Here is a 4,328-nt window from a genome sequence, read left to right as displayed (position 1 = left end):
GAAACGTCGTGGAAGGAATCCGGCCTGCGGCTGTGGCTCTGGGCTCTGGTCACGACCTACACGGTGCTCTTCCTGATTGGCCCGCGCAGCGCGGAAATGCTGGAGAATGCCCTGCAAGACGGCTTTAACGGCATTCTCATCAGCGATGGCTACGTGGTCTACCGCGCCTGGAAAAACCGCCTGCGCTGCTGGCCGCATCTGATACGCAAGCTGCGAGGCCTGGCCGAATCAAGCGATGGACGGGTGGCCGGGGTCGGGAAGGAGATGGAAGGCATCATGCAAATGCTGATGGACGCCATTTACGAGGCACGGATCGAGCCGCCACCGGAAGGGCTGCCGGTGCGCCACACCGCCGACATCGCGCGGCTCCGGCATCTCTGTGCGAGGCGCATCGGATGGATGACCACAAGGTGCTGCGCAGCGTCGTGCGCGAATTCCTCTACGACTGGGACGTGATCCTGCGCCCGATCGCCGAGCCCCACCTGCCGCTCTCCAACAACGCCGCCGAACAGGTGCTGCGCCACTGGGTCATTGCGCGCAATATCAGCCACGGTACTCGCTCCGAAGAGGGCTCTCGCGCCTTCGCTCTCCTGGCCAGCGTCATCGAAACCTGCCGCCGTCGCGGCGCCTCCACCTGGCGCTACCTCGGCACCGTCATCGCTGCCGCGCGCAAGGGTTTGCCGCTCCCCCCGCTCCCTGCCATCCCGGCAGCGGTATAGGGGGAGTGAACGGTTACTCGCAATACGTGTCGTGCTTTCGCTGCCAAGCAAGGCCACAGAACTACAAGGCTACGTCATCGGCATCACCGACGGAGACACCCTCACGCTCCTGGTCGATCAGCAACCACACACGGTTCGAGTCATCGGAATCGACGCACCAGAACGCCACCAGCCGTTCGGCGAACGGTCGAAGCAGAACTTGGCCAAGCTAGCTTTCAACAAAAGCGCCATCGCCGACTGTCCGAAGAAGGACCGCTACCAGCGGGACCTGTGCAAGGTGATGGTTGATGGCCAAGACGTAGGGTTGAAGCAAGTCTCCGATGGCATGGCCTGGTGGTACAGACGCTATGCACACGAGCAATCACTAGCGGATCGTGTAGCCTATGAGCAAGCGGAAGTGCTGGCCAGGAACAGGCGTGTTGGTCTGTGGGTTGATGGTGATGCTGTTCCACCTTGGGAGTGGCGGAAGCAGGCACATTTACTTTAAGGCTCCAGAGAGAATTCTTGACAAGTAGATTAGCCTTCTCGTATGCTCGTCTTGGGTGTGTGCGCCTTGGCCCGCCTTTCGGTTTCGATGTTTTCAACCTTAACAGGAGAATTCGATATGGCTCTAACGAGGAAAGTCCAATTGTACGTTGGGACAGGCCCCAGTCAAAACGGTGTCGTCACCAATTACTATAAGCACTTGAATGAGTCTACGGACCCAGTCGGGTGGACCATTGACGATGCCGATGCTAACCCACCAGGGGACTATGTTGAGGTCTTTGCGGGTACAACTGGCGGTGTAAATAATAAAATTGTCTCCCCCAATGACAATCACCGCGGAGGATCTACTGAAAGTATTGGATATTTGAGCTTACATCCAATTCACGGTGGAACAAAACTTTATGTTGGTATCGGGCCGAACACTAATGGGGATGCAACAAACAACACGCACCATCAAGGGGAGCCTACAAAGTTCTTCGGATACACAATGCCCTAAGCCGTAGCCGTTAGCAGCCTCAGTTAAACTCCGCCAGAAATAAACCACACTGAGGCTGCTAACTAGAAAAGCTCTCGCTGCTAAGTGCGATCGCGAACAGACACAGACTAGCAAAGCCCTCAGCGACGAGGGGGGCAGTGGCGATGGTACAAGCCGCTGATTGGCTTGTCTGTGGGTGGATGCAGAGCCTGTACCGCCAGGAAGCAAGAGCATCAGCCTCATTAGCCTTTGTGATCTTGACGCCTATCTCAATCAGGTTGTGTGACGTGGAAGCGTAGTGTAGCCATCAGTTGGCTTCTTCGCTTTCAAGAAAGCTGGTATGTCGTGGAGCACAAGCATATCATTCGCAAGGGTTCTTTCCAGCTTTGTGCGAAGTTCTGCCACCGTCTTGTAGTTGTTCTTTCCGAACTCGACTAGACCCTTCTCTGGGGCTGTGGCATTGTAGACGAGCAAGTTAAGTTGTCTCGTTAGATCAAATAGTTCGTCGGTAAGCCAGAGAGCATTTGACATCGTGCCGAGTAGAAGCTTATAGACAGTAGCGTGATCATTGTCGCCAGAAAACAGCAGGTGATACGGCCTCTGATCGTTATCAACAACCGCAATCTTGATTTCTCCAATCAAACGCTCGACTTCCTCATATGCAACCATACGGCGCTCCAAGATCATCTTGTAGTATATGTTTGCATACTCAGCCTGCTTAGAACGCAAACTAAACCAACCCCCAATAAGCCCACTAATAAGTGCCGAAGTGACCGTACTAGATACCACAATTGTTAGGATGTCCATTTAGGCCGTCACAAGTTAAGAACTACGCAAATAAAGGTTATCGTAGATTTGCGTGTTTGGCAGCGTAGCGTTCCGCATCAAAACATTAACCACGATAAACGATAGCTTGATTTAGAGCGCCAACGACTCGATCCAGATATTCCTTCTGGTATGTCTTCAGCGCACTTGTCTCACCCCCCGCGGTCGCGAGCATTACGTGATACACGGTCTTCTGCTTGTATAAGTAGAGCGCAGCAAGGGCCGTTAATACAATACCAAAAATAACCGATTCAACTGAGGGAACACCTAAAAGCACTTCCTTCACCACGAAGCCAAGTCCCACTAACAAGAAAATAATACCACCAAATCGGGAAGGCTTCTGCTCAAAGGCTTTCACCGAGGTTACGTTGCTCATCGCAAATGTCTGGCCACCAGAGATAAAGCGACTGCTCGTGACCTTTACATCCTCGTACGCAAAGAAAGTCTTTTCTTCCATCTTTCATCCAATAAGTAAAATTTATGTAGGGTGATATGTGCTAGAAAAATGTATAACCTTGTGTCAGGAGACTTTTTAGGTGCTAGGTTGTCACACCAAAAGCGAAGAGGTTTCCAGCAACCCCTATCACCGTCGCAAAAACCACTTCGCCCCATATCCATTTTCTTTGCTCAATTTTTCGGTCTAACGCTTCAGCCCAGTCACCCCACGCGGAAACATTCAACGGGTAGCAAAAGGCAATTGCCCACAGAGAACTAATTACGGCAACTATCATAGGAACGGCAACGAAATAAGTCCTAGGTTCTTTCAGGCTATATTTTTTAGGTGGTTGGCTATCATTAGCTATTGGCACTGTAGCTGAAAGGTACTGAAATACAAAATCAGCTTTTTCTTGGTCAGATTTAGCCAACGCCTGTAGCGCAGCTATTTCCCGCGCTCGTTGTTCAGGTATCACGTTAAAACCAATCTTGTGAAACCGATCGTTCGCATTGTAAATACTCAAAAAAACAGTGGAGAGCAAGAAAAACAACGCAAGATAGAAAATGCCCGGCAACAATTTAATGGGGTAAATTAAGCCTATTGGAATAGTGCGCTCCACTTGTTCTTCAAGAGACCCCATCGTCTCTTGCATCCATACTACATCGGGGGAACCTACAACCAAGGATATCGTTCTACTTGCGCCACTAAAAATTAGTCTTATCACACCGCCTTTATCCGGCAATTCCGGGAAGCACAACAGATTAATTGCGATCTCTTGAATTGGATTGTTTACGCTATTATCCAACTGAAGCACTTTCTGTAACGAATCCACTTTAAGCATTTTGTTATTCTTTTTGAAGCTCACAACAAACTCCTCACTAATGGGCATATCACCGCTAAATCGCTCAAGACGTTCTCTTGCGACTTCGACCACGCGAGTTATCTTGGAATTGCTCAGGATGAACGGCGTGTTTTCGTACCTGCGCTTGGCGAAGTCAGATTCTGATGGCATACGTTGATAGCCTTAATGGTTTCAAGTTCGTTGAATGCTTCAACAACTCGCCAGCATCATACCCTAGTTCAGCAAGTGGGTACAAGCGTTAGCGATGTGCGGTTAGATAGGAACGACCTTCCCAGAGAGCATTTCTTACTGTCAATCGTGCTCGACTTTGATCCGGTCAGCCAATGGCACGTACTTAAAATTGACGTGACTTAGCTCGGGCGGTGGGTCGGGCATTGGTTTTTGCCAATAAACTGGACGGATAAACCCTTCACACTTGCTATCTGGACAGCGGTATTGAAGTGCATATTGCCATTCCTCTCGGCGTAAGCGTTTAGCCCCCCTACCACACGTACCGAGCAGGTTGGTGCGGAGCGCAGCGCTTGC

At 50.9% G+C, this 4,328-nt stretch carries 7 protein-coding genes; 3 read left to right on the top strand and 4 right to left on the bottom strand.

Annotated elements, in window-relative coordinates:
• The 3 genes from ACCAA_RS22500 to ACCAA_RS13615 all read left to right on the top strand — a co-directional run.
• On the top strand, nt 1–456 hold a 456-nt coding region (locus ACCAA_RS22500; protein ID WP_281193197.1), incomplete at its 5' end, for an IS66 family transposase.
• Nucleotides 396–719, top strand: a complete 324-nt coding sequence (locus ACCAA_RS22495) for an IS66 family transposase (protein ID WP_281193196.1) — start codon at nt 396–398, stop codon at nt 717–719. The genes ACCAA_RS22500 and ACCAA_RS22495, both read left to right, overlap by 61 nt.
• A gap of 31 nt (nt 720–750) precedes the next feature.
• The gene (locus ACCAA_RS13615) at nt 751–1,206 is read left to right on the top strand and encodes a thermonuclease family protein (protein ID WP_245754576.1); all 456 of its coding nucleotides are present in this window, start codon (nt 751–753) and stop codon (nt 1,204–1,206) included.
• A gap of 747 nt (nt 1,207–1,953) precedes the next feature.
• Here the strand turns inward: ACCAA_RS13615 and ACCAA_RS13610 are convergent.
• The 4 genes from ACCAA_RS13610 to ACCAA_RS21810 all read right to left on the bottom strand — a co-directional run.
• Complete coding sequence (locus tag ACCAA_RS13610; RefSeq protein WP_186407793.1) at nt 1,954–2,487, bottom strand: hypothetical protein; 534 nt, start codon at nt 2,485–2,487, stop codon at nt 1,954–1,956.
• An 85-nt stretch (nt 2,488–2,572) separates the two neighbouring features.
• On the bottom strand, nt 2,573–2,962 hold the full coding sequence (locus ACCAA_RS13605; RefSeq protein ID WP_186407792.1) for a DUF6232 family protein: 390 nt from the start codon (nt 2,960–2,962) through the stop codon (nt 2,573–2,575).
• Nucleotides 2,963–3,044: 82 nt separating this feature from the next.
• A complete protein-coding gene (locus ACCAA_RS13600; protein ID WP_186407791.1) occupies nt 3,045–3,875 on the bottom strand; it encodes a hypothetical protein in 831 nt (276 codons plus the stop codon).
• A 219-nt stretch (nt 3,876–4,094) separates the two neighbouring features.
• Nucleotides 4,095–4,328 (bottom strand): hypothetical protein (locus tag ACCAA_RS21810; RefSeq protein WP_222104811.1); only part of this gene is annotated, 234 nt, incomplete at its 5' end.

The sequence above is a fragment of the Candidatus Accumulibacter aalborgensis genome (genome assembly GCF_900089955.1).
Taxonomy (GTDB): domain Bacteria; phylum Pseudomonadota; class Gammaproteobacteria; order Burkholderiales; family Rhodocyclaceae; genus Accumulibacter; species Accumulibacter aalborgensis.
The sequence above is the reverse complement of the archived record's forward strand: the minus strand, read 5'-3'. Positions and strand labels throughout refer to the sequence as shown.